This window comes from Alcanivorax sp. DSM 26293, from assembly GCF_900107995.1.
Classification (GTDB): domain Bacteria; phylum Pseudomonadota; class Gammaproteobacteria; order Pseudomonadales; family Alcanivoracaceae; genus Alcanivorax.
Genome location: NZ_FNUM01000009.1, coordinates 97,839 through 113,626, shown reverse-complemented (window position 1 = coordinate 113,626; position 15,788 = coordinate 97,839). Strand labels below are relative to the sequence as shown.

15 protein-coding genes are annotated in these 15,788 nt (G+C 54.1%); 2 read left to right on the top strand and 13 right to left on the bottom strand.

What is annotated here, in order from left to right; all coding sequences use genetic code 11:
• Nucleotides 1-84: 84 nt before the first annotated feature.
• The 11 genes from C4S63_RS15180 to C4S63_RS15130 form a co-directional block, all read right to left on the bottom strand.
• Entirely contained in the window at nt 85-501 is a 417-nt protein-coding gene (locus tag C4S63_RS15180) for a hypothetical protein (RefSeq protein WP_103918101.1), read from the bottom strand.
• A 65-nt stretch (nt 502-566) separates the two neighbouring features.
• Entirely contained in the window at nt 567-863 is a 297-nt protein-coding gene (locus C4S63_RS15175) for a hypothetical protein (protein WP_103918100.1), read from the bottom strand.
• A 68-nt stretch (nt 864-931) separates the two neighbouring features.
• The gene (locus C4S63_RS15170; RefSeq protein WP_103918099.1) at nt 932-1,426 is read right to left on the bottom strand and encodes a hypothetical protein; all 495 of its coding nucleotides are present in this window, start codon (nt 1,424-1,426) and stop codon (nt 932-934) included.
• Nucleotides 1,427-1,503: 77 nt separating this feature from the next.
• On the bottom strand, nt 1,504-2,052 hold the full coding sequence (locus C4S63_RS15165; protein WP_103918098.1) for a hypothetical protein: 549 nt from the start codon (nt 2,050-2,052) through the stop codon (nt 1,504-1,506).
• A gap of 73 nt (nt 2,053-2,125) precedes the next feature.
• Complete coding sequence (locus C4S63_RS17460) at nt 2,126-2,773, bottom strand: hypothetical protein (protein WP_200819552.1); 648 nt, start codon at nt 2,771-2,773, stop codon at nt 2,126-2,128.
• Nucleotides 2,774-2,800: 27 nt separating this feature from the next.
• Nucleotides 2,801-3,415: a hypothetical protein gene (locus C4S63_RS15155; protein ID WP_200819551.1), complete on the bottom strand. Its 615-nt coding sequence runs from the start codon at nt 3,413-3,415 to the stop codon at nt 2,801-2,803.
• Between the two features lie 754 nt (nt 3,416-4,169).
• Nucleotides 4,170-5,309: an acyl-CoA dehydrogenase family protein gene (locus tag C4S63_RS15150; protein WP_103918097.1), complete on the bottom strand. Its 1,140-nt coding sequence runs from the start codon at nt 5,307-5,309 to the stop codon at nt 4,170-4,172.
• Between the two features lie 328 nt (nt 5,310-5,637).
• A complete protein-coding gene (locus C4S63_RS15145) occupies nt 5,638-6,090 on the bottom strand; it encodes an OsmC family protein (RefSeq protein ID WP_103918096.1) in 453 nt (150 codons plus the stop codon).
• An 88-nt stretch (nt 6,091-6,178) separates the two neighbouring features.
• Complete coding sequence (locus C4S63_RS15140) at nt 6,179-7,033, bottom strand: triacylglycerol lipase (RefSeq protein WP_103918095.1); 855 nt, start codon at nt 7,031-7,033, stop codon at nt 6,179-6,181.
• A 208-nt stretch (nt 7,034-7,241) separates the two neighbouring features.
• On the bottom strand, nt 7,242-8,405 hold the full coding sequence (locus C4S63_RS15135; protein WP_103918094.1) for an alpha/beta hydrolase: 1,164 nt from the start codon (nt 8,403-8,405) through the stop codon (nt 7,242-7,244).
• A complete protein-coding gene (locus C4S63_RS15130; protein ID WP_103918093.1) occupies nt 8,402-9,028 on the bottom strand; it encodes a VOC family protein in 627 nt (208 codons plus the stop codon). The genes C4S63_RS15135 and C4S63_RS15130 overlap by 4 nt, the downstream gene beginning before the upstream one ends.
• Before the next feature lie 164 nt (nt 9,029-9,192).
• On the opposite strand from C4S63_RS15130, the gene C4S63_RS15125 reads away from it, so the two are divergent.
• The gene (locus tag C4S63_RS15125) at nt 9,193-10,116 is read left to right on the top strand and encodes a hydroxymethylglutaryl-CoA lyase (RefSeq protein ID WP_063510074.1); all 924 of its coding nucleotides are present in this window, start codon (nt 9,193-9,195) and stop codon (nt 10,114-10,116) included.
• An 82-nt stretch (nt 10,117-10,198) separates the two neighbouring features.
• Here C4S63_RS15125 and C4S63_RS15120 read toward each other — a convergent pair whose 3' ends face one another.
• Nucleotides 10,199-12,727, bottom strand: coding sequence for a hypothetical protein (locus C4S63_RS15120; RefSeq protein WP_146063397.1), 2,529 nt, complete (start codon nt 12,725-12,727; stop codon nt 10,199-10,201).
• Nucleotides 12,728-12,834: 107 nt separating this feature from the next.
• Nucleotides 12,835-13,479 carry a response regulator transcription factor gene (locus tag C4S63_RS15115; RefSeq protein WP_103918091.1) on the bottom strand — a complete coding sequence of 215 codons (645 nt, stop codon included), beginning with the start codon at nt 13,477-13,479 and terminating at the stop codon, nt 12,835-12,837.
• Between the two features lie 174 nt (nt 13,480-13,653).
• Between C4S63_RS15115 and C4S63_RS15110 the strand changes: the two genes are divergently transcribed.
• The gene (locus tag C4S63_RS15110; protein WP_103918090.1) at nt 13,654-15,750 is read left to right on the top strand and encodes a sensor histidine kinase; all 2,097 of its coding nucleotides are present in this window, start codon (nt 13,654-13,656) and stop codon (nt 15,748-15,750) included.
• Nucleotides 15,751-15,788 lie beyond the last annotated feature (38 nt).

Below are 15,788 nucleotides of genomic sequence, written 5' to 3'. Positions count from 1 at the left end.
GAATGGACACTCAAGAGTGAATTGTGGCCTGAATTCGATGGCAGATGCCTGTTGAGGATCGTAAAAGCGAAAAAAGCGAGTTATTCAGACCTTCCATAGAGCAATCTTCTCGCCGGCGAGATACGTACAGAACGCCTCAACATCATCGTTGGCGTAGGCATTGGAAATCAGCTCACCAGGAATCAGGCCCTCATCCCATCGGGTCGCGATCATTCTGTGGATCTTGTCTTCCTCATCGCCGGGATAAATGTTCACCTCGGCGGTTGTCTGATGAATGTAAAGATCCCGAAGCGCTCTGGAACAACGAAATTGGCCAGCGTCGACATCAGTACTGCACGCATAGCCCGCTTCGGAGAAAAATGTGTTCGCAACAAAAAACAGGCGCTCTGTGCTTAAAGATTCTCCGGTCTGTGGGGAAATCGCTCTTGGAGTATCACCTGTCACATTGGTACAACCGGATAGCACCGATAAATAGAGGAGGAATAGGACTGTTCTTGTCATGTCAGAGAATTCTCTTTACTCGCCGGCATATTGGTCTGACCACTGGCGGTGGCGACTCACATTTCTTACTGGCCAGTTTCTCGTGATGCCAACCGATGGATAAGTTTGCCACGACAGATAAGGTAATAAGATGCCATGGAGAAAAGTATAAGCTGGGATATTGCCGTTATCCCCTTGGACAGTGCCGCTTTACGTAATGAGTCAGCGAAGGAGGCAATTTCAGCTGATTGGCTGGCTGCATCGGCAACATTAAGGTGGGCATAGATAGCACCAATCGCTTCAGGAATCGAAATGATGGCCAGCACCAGAAGATAGATACCAAATATTCTTATAGCAACCCAAATCCATTCGTCTTTGTTCATTTTTCGTCCTTATTGCGTAGCGCCTGCCATCATTCGCTTGTTGCATACATGGCATTGCTAAAGGATCACTAACGCGCCACATCATTAATTTTCCCGGCAACCGTCCTCGCTTTCAGCACAAGAAAAGCCCCACTTATGACCTCAAAGGCCGTAGCGAGCATGTTGGCTTTTATCTCAATAGACATCCGAGCAACACCCAACTCCTGCCCCATAATAATTACCGAAATGTAGTACAGAGCATCAACCATACCGTACCAGAAAACAAACAACCCAATCGCAGCAACAAACACAGACAACAAGGAGACAGGAGGCATCTTTTCAGGCTTAGCATCTATACCGCCCGACGCCATCAAACGACCAATACCCTGAGCGGAGAACCAAAGGATGAACACAAAAGCCCAGCTTGTTAAAGCCACGACCAAAACAGGCCATACCGAGGTATCATTGCCATAGGGACTACCCTGATAGAAAAACTGAAATACCCCAACAAACTCTCTAACGGCTTTAAAGAAAAATAAAATAGCTACAAGCCTAACCCCAATCGCCACATAGGAACTGAGCATCCTCCCCCCTTTAACGCCGTTATAACCGGTGCAGATTTTCTGCGTCCGGCGCCGCAGGCGCGTACTTTACAACCTTGTTAGTAACCATGCTTTGCATAGGACTCAATCCAAATTTTCTCAATATAGTCCTGGTTTCCGTTTTCGGTAACTTGGCGAGCCGCCTCATCAGGGGTGAGTGAATTTAGCCAATCAATGCCGTGACTAGAAATTTGATCGTATATTTCTTCTAACGTAGCCGATGGATTCACTTCACCATAATCAATATCAACGGTGTCATATTGCCCAAGATTGCAACTATGATAATGGTAATTTATTGACTTTCTGAAAATGCCAACCTTTAATTTCGATAACTTTAAGGGATTTATCTTAAATGGATACAAGGCAGGGTCCTCAACAAACCCCTGCACATCACGCCCGTCCAAATCAGGCAGGAAATTGTGCCTTACAACTGCAAGATACTTCGCCTGCTGCGTCAAATTTGACCATTTATCCTTAACTCTAAGAAGGGCTAGGCAAGCCTCATTTTGATTTATGAACAGATGATCGCCATGAGCCTTAAACCCAATAAGCTCAAGTCTGTCTAATAATTTTTCTTTAACCAGGCTACGGTATTCTTCGATTTTCATAGGCTACTAACGCCGGCGTAACGGGCCGATTTGTGGAGCGCAGCGGAACAAAGCGGTCCCGTTGACGCACTTGTTAAACGATCCCGAGTTCACGCCTCATCTCTCTGAAAATTTTCTCTTGAAGCTCCATTAATTCTTTTGCTTCGCCAGAAGCTTCCCCTTGCATGAACTCTTGAACTTTTTGTTGCGCAGCTTCTGGCTGAGCTAGAAAAGTTGTCGCGTTTTCATTCATCCAGCCCAAGAACGAAACCGTTCTCTCCTGTACCTTTTCTAGAGATGATACGTAGCGTTCAATTAGCTCAAGCAAAGGCTCTCCGGCCTCTAAACGTAGGCCATTCATCTCGTTTTTGAACATCAAGAATTTATCGGAGATGTCATTTTGGAGGCTGAGAGTCTTTTTAATGTATTCGATTGTGTTCTCTGTTGAAGGATTTTCTATGATTTTGAAGATTCCCTCCTGGAATCCTTCTGCCAACGCACGGCGCTGGTCCAATGAATACGAATCCATTAGGGCGAAGTATTTTTTATACTGGGCCAGTTTTCCTTCATACAGTCGTTTTTTCTTATCGAGTTCGAAATCTAGCTCGCTTTTCAGTTTGGCCAGATCTTGATCATATTCATGTTTAATGGACTGGCGAAGCCTCTCCTTGAGCCAAAATGCTCCGATCACATTAATCAGTACTGCTAGTAGACCGGAAGCCGTGACCGTAGCTAGATCCATTTCTCTCCCTTACGTTTAACGCCGCATTCAGCGGCTTGTCCGCTGCAATGCCTTGTTAGAAGCACTCTGGGCATCCAGTTCACCGGGGTCTTTTAAATACATTTTCATTAACTGGTGCTTTTCCAGCCCTTTATTACTCAGCCCAATATCCTCTCTGATCGCTTGGTATAGCTCATCAACCGCGAAGAGCACATTTCCGCCCGAGTTGGAAACTTTTTCAAAGTTTAGGTGGGCATTAATGACTTTTGGCGATCCCCATAGAATCACATCCGTTTTGAATCCAACGAGGAAGTTAATGAGCTCCTGCTCTTTCGGTGCTTTTAGAGAAACATGGGGATTATCTTTGGCCATGAGCCTTGCAACCATATCCAGAAAACCTTTATATATTTCCACCTTTCTTGATCGGTGCGCCTCTTCTATTTCTCTATTTTTTATTTGAGACTGCGTATACAAAACACCACTCATACCTACCAAAACCGTAGCCATTGCACCGACAACTGCAGCTGCCACAGATGGGTTTGCGCTTTCAAGAAAAACCAGCAATCTTGCTGCTACAACCCAAACAAGATAGCCAACAAAAACCATAAACCCGATAGCCAAGATAATGCTGATTGCCTGAGCAATCCTTCCCCTTTTTCTCATGGTTTCCCCTAGCTTCTAACGCCCGGCGCAACAGGCAAATTGGAGCGACGCAGGAGCGGAAATTTGATCTGACTGCCGCCGCTTGTTATGTGACTGCATACACCCCACCCAGAACGGCCAATGAAAAAGCCACAACCACTATTACCACCAACCATAATGGAACATGTGTAAATGACCCACCTTCCAGCCACAATTTACGGTAGTGATAATTAACTGTGGCTTTGAACTTATCACGCTCCTTTGGGGAGAGCGTTTTAATCCGCCCATGTTCTGACCGAGATTTCCTCACGACACAAATCAGAAAAACACCAGCAGCTACCACAGCAACAGTCTCAATCATGACTCACACATAACAGCGTATTAAGACGAACGAATCGACTTAACTCAATTCGACATAATTATTTTTGGGTTATCACATTGTTCACAAATAATTTGATATTGGTTAGTGACTTACCACCAAATTGAGAATATATCCCAACTGACAAATCGCGAACGTTCGACATAATGCCAGTACGAGCGTGCTTTTTGGCAAAGCACTTCCCCTCTGCAAACCCACTTTATATCAACCAGTTAGCATTTTCTGTAAGCCATATCCTACAAGCCAGGAAGGTCCATCTGTTGAGCACGGTTTTTTGAAGGAGGGAGCCCTGTGGATTGAGGTTCGCCATGCGAGCATAGCTCCTACGGGGCGAAGATCAGGGGCATAAAAAGCGCGGCCGTAGCCGCGTTTTTTTGGTGCTGAAATCCTGAGGATTTATCGCCCGATAATTTCCCGGGAGATGATTTCTTTCATGATTTCGCTGGTGCCGCCATAGATACGCTGGATGCGGGCATCCACGTAATCGCGGGAGATGGGGTATTCCTGCATGTAGCCGTAGCCACCGAACAGCTGCAGACATTTGTCAGCGACCACGCCTTGCAGCTCGGTGGTGGTGAGCTTGGCAATGGAAGCGTTGGTGGCGGTGAGTTCGCCACGGTCATACTGGTCGATGCACTGCTCGCCGTAGGCGCGGTTAACCACCACCTGGGCGTGCAGGTCTGCCAGCACGAAGCGAGTGTTTTGCAGGCTGGAGATCGGCTTGCCGAAAGCCTGACGCTCTTTGGTGTATTCGATGGTGCGCTCGATCATGCCTTCGCAGGCAGCGATGGCGCCCAGGGCCAGGATCAGGCGTTCGCGGGGCAGTTCGTTCATCAGGTTGGCGAAGCCTTTGCCTTCACCGCCGAGAATCTGGTCGGCGCCCACTTTCACGTCTTCGAAGAACAGCTCGGAGGTGTCCGCAGCGTGATGGCCCATTTTTTCCAGGTTACGGCCGCGGGCGAAGCCCGGCAGGGAGCAGTCCACGGTGAACAGGGTCATGCCCTTGGAGCCGGCGTTGGGGTCGGTCTTGGTGGCGAGCACGATCACATCGCAGTGCTGGCCGTTGGTGATGAAGGTTTTCTGGCCGTTGATGCTGTAGCCGTCACCGTCCTTGTCGGCGCGGGTCTTCATGCCCTGCAGGTCTGAGCCGGCACCGGGTTCGGTCATGCCGATGGCACCTACGGCTTCGCCGGTGACCATTTTCGGCAACCAGGCCTGCTTCTGCTCTTCGGTGCCCAGGTGCAGGATGTAGGGAGCAACGATATCGGAATGCACGGAGATGTTGGAGGCCAGGGCGCCGTAGCCGGCACGGGAGGCTTCTTCCACGATCACCGCAGACAGGCGGAAATTGGCGCCGAAACCGCCGTATTCTTCCGGCACGTCCACGCACAGCAGGCCATTTTCGCCCAGCTTGTTCCACAGTTCACGGGGGAACATTTCGGCTTTTTCCCACTGTTCGTAGTGGGGGGCCACTTCGTTTTCCAGGAATTTTTTGACGTTGTCGCGGAACAGTTCGATTTCGTTTTGATCAAGCATTTCACACAGTCCTGTTGGTCCAAGGCGCCACCCCCAGACGGAAGGTGACAAAACAATGGGCCACATTCTAGCGGCCCAGGGTGAAGGCAACATCATCCCAGGGTGACTGTCCGGTCCGCTGTATACCGCAGTATCAGGGCGCGAGGCAGGAGGCACGTGCACCGAAAGGCGGAACCCGGGGCGTCGAAGCTCACTTCTCGCCCCTGGAATCTGATGGCTTCAGGACTATGGGCAGAGGCAGATTCAGAGAGCCCCGTTTCGAGTAGCGAAAAGCGCCAGGGTTCCTGACTTGGTTTTCGCGACTCGAAACTCGTCCCTCGCTCCTGCCTTACTGCGGCTCGATGCGAATCTCCGCCTTGAGGGAATTGGCCACGAAACAGTTGCGGTGGGCCGTGGCATGGAGCTTGTCCAGGGCGGCGGCCTCCGGTTCCTGACCATCATCGAACACCACCCGCGGGCGCAGCACGATGCGGGTGATGGCCATGTGCCCATCCGCGGTCTTCTCCACGGTGCCAACAGGTTGATCGATGTAGCTGAGCACCTTGAGGCCCTGTTTGGCGGCAACCGACAGGAAGGTGAGCATATGACAACTGGAGGTGGCGGCAATGACCGCCTCGTCCGGGCTTACCCGGTTACCGCTGCCGAAGTAATCCGGTGAGGCCGAGGCCTGCACCACTTCACCGCCGGCGAAGGTCCATTCGTGTTCCCGGTTGAAGTGTTCGTAATCGAACGACGCGCCCGGCTTGAGATGCCAGGCAACCGTTGCACCGTATTCACTCATGATTTCGCTCCCTCTGTTGCATCACGGTTTTCTGTTCTCCTGCTTTAACCATGATCCTCGTCGACGGGAATCGCAATACTGTTTCAGATCAATGTTCTGGTCGCGGTGCCAGGAGGCAGCGCTCCACCTGATCCAGCACGCGGTTGCTGTACAACAGGGCGCAGTGACCCAGATAGGGCACATTGATGTTGGCTTCGGCGCCGTCGAGCACGGCGGTGGACACCGGCAATACAAAGTTATCCAGGTTCGAATAGATGGAGAAGAAGCGGGCACCACCGGGGCAGCTGCCGCCTTCCGCCAGCTCCTGCACAAAGGGACTCTGGTAGCGCATCTGCGCGGCAGAGCCCTGGGCCGGGAACAGGCCGGCAATCCGCGAACCATAGTGGGGGCTGCCCAGGGTGATCACCCGATCTACCTTGCCGGCCAGGCCCAGGTTTTTCAGGGCGTAGCGAGTCAGCGGCCCGCCCATGGAATGGCAGATAATATGGGCTTTTTCCGCCCCGGTGGACGCCAGGATCCGCTCCACATGGTCGTTGACCTGCTGGGCCAATTTACGCGCGTTGATGTGCGGCGGGGTATAGCTCACCGAGTAGACATTGCCCCAGCCGCGCCATTTCAACCGCCATTGCATGAACAGGAAGTTGGCGCTGTTGCCGCCGTAGCCATGCACCAGAATCAGCGGGGTCTCCCCGTGGTGGCGGCTGCGCACCGGCGATGCATCGTGAATCAACCGCAGCGGATAACTGAACACCAGCACGGTGAGGCTGGCGGCTTCCTTGATGATGCCCACCACCGTCGGTATCAGACGCAGCGGCGGCTCATCGGGAAGCTGGGCCTGTTCGGGAAAGCTGCGTCGGTCGTAGAACCAGCACAGGTAGAACAACAGGGTGATGGACACTGTGCTGAGCACCGCCAGTGCCAGAAGAAAAATGATCAAACCCATCCTGTGATTACTCCGTTGTTGTTTTTACCGACGCTAGGCCAGTGCCGGGGCGGATGAAGCGCCGCTGGTATGACTGTCGGACAAGGCGTGAAGAGAATTCACAATTGGCCGCTATCTCACCCGTTGGAGCTTTGCTCGCAAAGCGAAGGTTTGAGATCCCTCCCAGCTTTCGCTTTGCGAGCAAAGCTCCAACGGCGGCACTCTTCAGCTAGGCAAGCAGGCCCTGCTCTTGCAGCCAGGTGGTGCAGTGCGCCACCGCTTCGGCCAGTTTGTCGTTCTGGCCGAAGTAATAGTGATTGGCCCCGGCCACCTCACACAGGGTGGCCTGCCCTGATTGGAACCCGTCGAACAGCCGGCGGGTATGGCTGGGGGTACAGGCATTGTCTGCGGTGTTACCAATCACCAGGGCGGGCACACGGATGCGACCGGCACAGGCCGGCCCGTTGGCGCGGGAATCGTCGTAGCTCCACTGGCTCAGCCAGCCACGCAGGGTGTTGAAACGGGCCAGGGCCACCGGACCGTTGTTTACGGTTCGCGGGTCGCCCAGATAACAGGTCCCTGGGGGGCGCTCATTGGGGTCCTGCTGCGGGTCCAGCCAACGGACGTCGCACATGGTGCGGTGGACGATAAAGCCGTATTCCTCGTTGGGCAGGCCGCGGTTCCGAAAATCCGCCAGTTTCTCTTTCACCCAGCCGGTAATGCGCCGGTTGCGGTCGATCTGGGCCTGGCGGAACCGGGCCACGAACGCCTCGCTGTAGGGCGGCTGGTTGGGGCAGTCCGGATGATAAATATCCAGCTCCTGGTCCCGCTGCTCCGGATCGCTTTCATCCAGCACGGACGGGTCCAACCATTCAGTCATGGTAATAGCCCGGGACACATGGGCGGCGAGCAGCATGATGCCGTCTGCGGGGATCAGCTTCCGGGCCGTCAGGTCGTAGGGGTCTCCCGCCGGGGTGTCGGTGATCTGCGGATCTTCCGCTTCCGCCTGGTAAAGCAGACTCAGGGAGCCGCCGCCGGACCAGCCCGCCAATACCACTGTTTCAAAACCCAACCGCTCTTTGGCATCACGCACGCAGGCGCCAAGATCGGCCACCACTTTCTCCATCAGCAAGGCGCTATCGGCGCCCCGATAGCGGCTGTTGCAATAGATCACCGACACCCCGGCTTTCGCCAGCGCCGACACCATGGGCAGGTAGGCGCCACCGCCCACCGGGTGCATGAAAATCACCACCGTCTTGCCGGGTCCGCTTTTGGGTGTCAGCAGGTGGGACTCCAGGGCCACCAGATCCATGGGGCCCGCATAGGTGTCCTTGAAACGGGATTGTTCACTGAAGGTGACCAGATAGGGGGTACGGTCATAGTGCTTGCTCATTGCTGCGCATCCTTGTCGCTGGGGTTCTTGATCTTTGAGAAATCCGTTTTGCTCATGTCGATGCCGCGCAGGTCCAGGGCGGCAGCACCGAAATTGCGCTCTTTCAGGGCCCGGGTTTTTTCGGTCCATTCCTTGAGCACGCGGTGAGCGTTGGCGGCATCCTTGGCCACCACCGCCTCGTAGTCCGGATCCTTGATGGTGATTTCCAGGGGAATGCCGTTGGGGTCAAAGAAATAAATGGAGTGAATGAACTCGTGGTCGATGGGCCCAAAGCAGGGGCGACCGGCCTGATTGATGCGACGACGCCAGGCTTTAAGCTCTTCCCGGGTGTCCACTTCAAAAGCCAGGTGCAGGTCGAAGGCGCTGCGTGCGCGGAACAGTTTTTCATCGGCCCCTTCCGGGGCGTCGAAAAAGGCGATGAAGTTGTCGTCACCCATCTTGAAGAACAGGTGCATGTAGTCGATCTTGCGCCCGGTACCCGGCTCCTCGTCGAAGACCATGGCCAGGGTCAGCGGCAAACCCAGCACGTCCTCGTAAAACCAGCGGGTCTGCTCCGCATCGCGGCAACGGTAGGCACTGTGGTGCACATGCTTGAGCATGGCACACTCCGGCAGGCTGCTCATGGTTGGCTCCTGATTGTTGTTAGAATTCGGATGCCATTGTTGCCACAGGCTGGCCGGGAACTGAAAACCAAAACCACCAAGAACCTGTCAGTTCTGGACATTCGCGCTGGACCGGTGACAGTGGCAAACTGTCTGCCCCTTTTATCGGCAGCATGGCAACGCAAATGGCAGACACGGCAATCATCAACGAAGTTGGCCTTCGTGACGGCCTGCAGAATCAACCGGTTACCGTGGACACGGACACCAAGGCCCGACTGGCCCGGCTGCTGGTGGATGCGGGCATGCGCTACCTGGAACCGGTGAGCTTTGTCAGCCCCAAGGCCATTCCGCAAATGGCCGACGCCGCGGCCCTGACGCCCTTGCTGCCGCAGGGAGAGCATCTGCACTACACCGCCCTGGTCCCCAACCTGAAGGGCTATCAGCTGGCCAGGGAGGCGGGCTACCCCACGGTGGCGCTGGTGCTGTCCACCACGGATTCCTTCAACGAGCGCAACCTGCGCATGAGCCTGGAGCAGGCGGCGCAGAGCTGCGAGACGATCATCCAGGCCGCCAGGGAAGACGGCATTGCCACGCGCACTTATATCTCCGGCGCCTTCGCCTGCCCCTACGACGGCCCGGTGCCGGAGAGCCTGCCCCGGCAGCTGGCCGAGCGCATGTTCACCGCCGGCAGTGACGAGGTGGCCATTGCCGACACCATCGGCGCCGGCAACCCGCAACAGATGAAAGCCATCATGGCGCCACTGATTCGCGACATCGGTGCAGAGCGCTTTTATGTGCACCTGCACGACACCCGCGGCCTGGCCGCTGCCATGGCCTGGGAAGCGGCCGATCTGGGGGTGAGGAAATTTGACGCCTCCGTGGGCGGGCTGGGCGGTTGCCCCTTTGCGCCGGGCGCCACCGGCAATATGGCCACCGAAGACCTGGTCTACCTGCTGGAAAGCTGTGGGCTGAATACCGGTATCAATATTGAAGGGCTGCGTGAAGCAGTGGCGCTGGCCGCCGAAGCCACCCAGCGTCCCCTGGGTGGGCGCATTCTCGACTGGATGGCCTCCCAGGAAAAACAGGGCAAGACGCCCTGCCTGTGGTAATCAAAAAATTCGCACCGAACCCTTTGTAAAAAACGCCGGGCAGTATGAATGCCCGGCATTTTTTGAGTCCTTACCTTGCTTTTCAGGGGGTGTAGGGATAGCGAAACTCGCCTGACAACGAGATTGAATTATCGTTACCCGGCAAAACGGGTGCTATATTCCTGGCTACCAGCGTGGCGATATAGCTCCCCTCTACCATTCCGTCACTGACACTGGTGACATTGATAGTGCAAGACGCCCCTTCAGACAGATTCTGTGTGCCTGATTGAGTATAGGTGGCACCGTACGGAATATCCGCGGGGGTAGAGATCGTCATGGTCGGTTTCAGACCGCCCACATCCGTGTTGCAGGTAAAGCTGCCGACCTGCATGGGAATATTGGACCACACCATCCGCATCTGGTTGTTTGGGGATTCCAGATCATCAAACAGGCGGAAGAAGAAGCCATTGGTGCCGTTGGAAGAGACCTCCGATGCCAATAGGAACCGCTCACCGGCCACAAAATGGGTGCTGCCCTCATCGATGGTCATGCTGATGCCCTGCGCCTCACTGCCCAGCGCACCATCGTCACCGTTATTGGCGGCATGGAAGGTCTGGGTAGTGAAGTTGCGGAACTTGCCGTGTACAACCAGGGTCCGCTCCGCTTCCGGCAGTTCGATATCGCCTGTTCCCAGGCCGGAGCCAAAGGCAGCACCACTTCCGTTGCTGGGCCCCATCAGGGTAGCGGTGTACGAACCGATATACTTGCGCCCGGCATTTTGTTCGATGGTAACGGTGCAATTACCCCCGTTGGCACTCTGGAACTTGAACAGGGGATCGCTGACGGTGATCCAGCCCATCTTCAGGGTCACTTCGGTGTCACCATCGTCGCAGCTGTATTGGCCCGCCGCCGGGTTGTTGTTGCTGCCGGCCTGCAGTTGGAATTTCAGCGCATGGTCCGGATGGGAGCCATCCAGCAGGGGCCGGCCACCCAGGAAATGCCCGGAGCGCATCTCACGGGTACCACTATCAATCGTCATGTCCCAACGAATCTCGTCCGCCAGGGCCGGCGCTTCGCCTTCGGTACCGGTGTGAATAAAGATTCGGAACTGGCCACCGCCCAGAGTGATCTGCTCATCATCCTTGTCGTTGCCCAGGGTGGCACTGATGATGTGTCCTTCCGTGGCGCCGTTGCTAAAGTGGTAATCCACATCCAGTTCGCATTCGGTCGCAGTCCAGATTTTCTGAAGCGGCGGCGTGGCGGCATAGTCAACCGTCAGCAAGGACACTCCCGTGCTGGCGCTGCACAACTGGGTCCCCAAGGCGCCATGGGCCACGTTCACCTGGACCCAGATCAGATCATCACCATTAAACGGTTTGCTATCAATGGTGTTGAAATCACTGTCATAGTTGTGAGCGCGGATCTGACGCTTGGCGGTGGTTGCCATGAACGATTCAATAAAGGGTTGCTCCATGGCCCAGATCTTTCCGTCATGCATAATGGCAACCCCGTTACGCATATCGAGCAACTCTGCGCCTGGCTCTGGCACCGGATCGGTGTTCTCTTCCTGAATCAAGGCACGCGTGGTGGCGCCGGCACCGTCATCATGGATGATTTCGATGACTTCAAGATCCGCATTGAGATATAGCCGGACCCGCTCATCGCTATCTGACTGACCATAGTTCACAGCCACCCGACGATCCGCCTCGACGCTCTTGCGATCGTAAATGGCAACAATGTCGGCAACGACAAAGCTGGTTCCGGTATCAAAATCAATATCGCCCTGGGCTGAAATCGTGACGGTGCCACGCTCATGATCACGGGTGGCGGTGCCACAGCTTGCGCAGTAGCCGGGGTTGCCCTCGCCGGTGCCGATTACCGTATAGGTACCGGCATAATCCGTCAGCACATCCAGGTTCACTGGCAGTTCAGGGTCTACCGGTTCTTCCTTTTTCGGGGCGTCCGGGAACTGGTTCAGGTTACCGTCTTTCACCAGGTTCAACAGGGCGCTGTAATCGGCAATGGAGGGGTCATCATCAATGGCCTCCTGGATTGCATCCAGAACCTGGTCCCAGGCATCGCCAATCACCAGTTCTGTGCTGAACGGATCCCCACCAGGCAGCACAAAACCGGCATTGGTCATGGCGGTGAGCAGCTCGGTTTTCTTGCTGGCAATGGTGCTGGCATCTGGCCAGTTGGCCGGTTTGGCGATCCAGCTACCGTCCGCCAGGCCGGTAGTAAGTGCCAGCACCATATCGGTGATCGGGGTGATATTAATAGTGCCCGGTTGACTGGCATAGCTGCGCAAGGTCACCGATGGCGTCCCGCCAGTAACAGTTAATACACAAGGCAGCGCTGTGCTGGCAATGTTGCCCGTCCATGATCCATCAGCATTGGTGATGACGGTGGAGGCAAATCCACTACCGTCGACACATTCAGCGTTTACGGTTCCGGCCTGAATAGCGGCACCTATTGCCGCGGTACCGGTGAGGCTGGAAGAGGAGGGTATGGGGGGATTTTCGCCCCCCGAGCCACTGCGATTACTGCTGCTGTCACCACCACAGCCAGTGACCGCCAGGACAATACCCAGCAGCACCGCATGAAAAATGAACGTCCCTATTCCTGTCTTCATACCCGATACCCACGCTGATTGATGAAACGATTTCAACATCATAGGGCTGACAGGAAATTTTCAGCACCCCTCAAACACGGGGGTATAGAACCAATAACAACAACGGATCAGGAAGGATTCACCAAACCCATATGAATCGCCTTGAGAGTGGCTTCTGCCCGGGTATTCACCTGCAACTTGGCATACACATTCTTCATGTAACCTGCAGCCGTGTAATGGGAAATGCCCAATTTTTCTGCAGCATATTTGACACTTAATCCCTTGGCTATCAGGGTCAGAATATCCCTCTCTCTTCGGGTGAGCGTCGCCTCTCTTTCACTGAAATCCGGATGAAACTGCTCAAGTAATCGGCGTGCTATAGAGGCAGAAAGAGGCGGCCGCCCCGCCAGAATGCCTGCTAGCTGCTCGCCAAATTCCGGCTCGGCATCATCTTTCAACAGGTAACCGTCAGCGCCAGCGCGCAAAGAGCCGAACAAATGCTCGGCATCATCAAAAATGGTCGTTACCACGCATAGTGAATGACGATTCATTTCCTTAAAAGGGCGCACCAGGGCTACGCCATCACCATCCGGCAATCCCAAGTCAACCAGTGCAAGGTCGTAGGGTCCTGCTGCTATTTTTAGCCTGGCATCCGCCAGAGTAGCCACCTGATCAACCGTTTCCGGAGTCAATAAATTCGATACCTGTGTATGCAGCCAATCCGCCACATCAGGCAGATCTTCCACAATCAAAACCTGCCTGATTGCATTCATTCTTGAGCTCCAAAAACCAGGGAAATAAAACTGTGATTCAACACACAGAAATCATATATTCTTCAGCATTGTAAAAACAATTTACTCGAAGAAACGTAGTAGTAGTCGCTAGAGGCCCCATGAATCAACCCCCCAAAAAAGGGGCCGGCGCCACTTTACATATAGGTAACATGCATGCTTTCGCTCAAAACGCGCATTATTGCCGGACTAGCCCTGGTTTCCTTTTATGGCTTTATGATCATCACTCTGGCGCTGGCGCTGCCCGGTAGCGACACGACGTTTCAGATAAATGGTGATCGCATTCAGGCACAGCTGCCGGATGGACAATCTGTGATTGTTACAGCTTTCACTAACGGTGAGTCAATACAGACTGCGGATGTATCACTGCTCATCGAAGAACCGGATGTCCTTCCTCACTATGCCGATTTGAACACTTTTTTTGACAGCCATCAGACTCTTTACAAATGGCTATCTGCAGGCACCCTGAAAATCGTCAGCGACACCGGGAAAGAATATTCCATGGAACGCCGGTCACGATCACTTACCCAGTTATCCGGCCTGTTCTGGTTACAACTCTTATGCGGACTGGCCGGCATGGTTATCTGCCTGCTTGTCTGGATTCCAGCAAAGCGAGAAATCGCCATACACTCCTTTGCCCTAACCGGGTTGAGTTATGTGCTTTTTTCATCCGCGGCCGCTATCTATAGCACCCGTGATTTTTTCATTCCAGGAACGATGTTTGCCTGGTTATCCGGTATCAATCATTTTGGCGCTCTTCTGTTTTCTGCTTCCCTGGGCGCCTTTTTGTGGAATTACCCCCGAAAGGCCCCCGGCCATTGGCTCACCACGGGCTTTTATCTCGCCTTTACCGTTGCCATTCTCATTGACCAGTTGCAGTTGGTGAACAGCCCCGTTGAAGGCTTCCACTCCTGGGTCATGGGTATTTTCCTGATCGGACTGTCCGGGTCGGTCTGGCAATGGACAAAAACAAAAGAAAAGCCCCATCATCGTTCTGCATTGGGATGGGTAGTGATTTCAATTGTGACCGGCACGGCTTTTTTTGCAGGTGGCATGATCCTTCCTGCTATCTTTCAGGTCGCCCAACCCGCTTCACAGGGCCTGCTGTTTACCACCTTCCTACTGATGTATCTGGGTATGGCTCTTGGTGTTGTTCGACATCGGCTCTTCGATCTGGAGCAATGGTGGTTTTCTTTATGGTCCTGGTTACTGGGCGGTCTCTTGATCATGTTGACCGACTTGGTTCTGGCGATGCTCCTCAGCTTGTCTGGCCCGATCACACTGACATTGTCAGTCGCCCTTATCGGCTGGCTATATTTTCCGTTACGTCAGCTACTCTGGAAAAAGCTATTTCTGCGTAATCATCAGGAACTGGACGAATGGCTCGCACAGGCACTACCCGCGATGCTGGATGCTCAAAACGTATCCGATTCGCGGTCCGGTGTAGAAGAAGCGCTTCAGGCGGTATTTGATCCCCTTTTCATGGAACCCGCTCCTCTGGCAAGTTCCCAGATAACCATTATCAATAAAGGCCAAAGCCTCAGCGTTCCCGAACCCCTTGAACAGCGATCCTGGTTACTGCATCACCCAAAGCATGGCGAACGCCTTTTCAACCGCCAAGACACACGAATAGCAAGCCTTGTGCTATCTCTACATCAACTGGTCAGCCAGGCTAAGCTTGCGCACGCTAAAGGTGCCAGAGAGGAACGGCTTCGCATTCGACGAGACATGCACGACGATCTGGGAGCAAAACTCTTACAGCTTTTACATCGTTCAACAGACACCACTAAGCCGCTGGTTCGTGAAGCCATCCATGATTTGCGAGATCTTCTTAAAGATATGGAAGGCGAGTCCTTGTCACTTGAGGCAGCCATAATCCAGTGGCATGAGGAAACCGCTCAGCGCTGCAAAGATCATGGCACTACGCTGGAATGGCATGGCAAACCTAACTCGATGGTACTGGCCGCAAGCCAGTTCAGCGAGCTAACCCGAATTTTACGGGAAGCTGTTACCAACGCATTGAAACATTCATCAACGTCTGTTCTCACCGTCTCGATAGACAGCCGAGAAAACATACTGACGCTGGTAATCGAAAATGACGGCGCGCTTACATCAAGCCAATCAACAGCTATTCGCGGCCTTGATATCATGGCCGGTCGAGCACGCAAGTTAAGTGGTCGCTTTGAGCATCACAATGTTGATGGCCAGTGGAAGGTAGTGCTGGAAGTCCCGCTGGCCAGTTCTTCTAACTGACCCGATAAATACAAACGGGCCTTTTTCAGGGGCCCGTT